The organism is Nocardiopsis lucentensis DSM 44048 (genome assembly GCF_000341125.1).
GTDB lineage: Bacteria > Actinomycetota > Actinomycetes > Streptosporangiales > Streptosporangiaceae > Nocardiopsis > Nocardiopsis lucentensis.
In genome coordinates, this window is the sequence record NZ_ANBC01000591.1 from 1 (window position 1) to 554 (window position 554).

General features: G+C 73.6%; 1 protein-coding gene. It reads right to left on the minus strand.

The window, feature by feature from the left end; translation table 11 throughout:
• The coding region (locus D471_RS0121015) for an allophanate hydrolase-related protein (RefSeq protein ID WP_017600450.1) at positions 1-554 on the minus strand (554 nt) is incomplete at both ends.

Below are 554 nucleotides of genomic sequence, written 5' to 3' on the forward strand. Positions count from 1 at the left end.
GATCGCAGCCGAACCCCACCACCGATCGGCCGTCGGCCAGGGTCACCGACCCCAGCGTCATCGGCGCGGGCAGCGCGGCCAGGAATGCTCCGAGTCCGGCCGGGGAGATCCGCCAGACCTCGCAGCGCACCGCGACCCCCGACTCGCCCACCCGCTGGAGCCCCGGCTTGGGCGGGGTCGTGGCCAGCGCGTACATCCGATAGTCGGCACTGGTCTCGGTCGCCTCGACGAACCGCGCTCCCAGGTCGGTGAGCTGGTGGTTGAGCGGCTGCCCGCGCAGGTGCGCGCCGAACACCGCCAGCTCCGCCCCCGGCTCCGGGTACGCTTCGCCGGGGTCGTCACCGATGAGCAGCGCGGCCAGGTCCAGGCCCACCTGGTCGTCGAAGGCGTCGCTGATCAGGCTCACCCCGAACCGGTGCCCGTCCGCGACCCCGGCGGGCACGGCGACCGCCGCCATGTCGAGCAGGTTGACGAAGTTCGTGTACGTCCCCAGGCGCGAGTTCTCCCCGACCGGATCGGCCGCGACCTCCGCCAGCGTCGGGTGGCCGACGGTC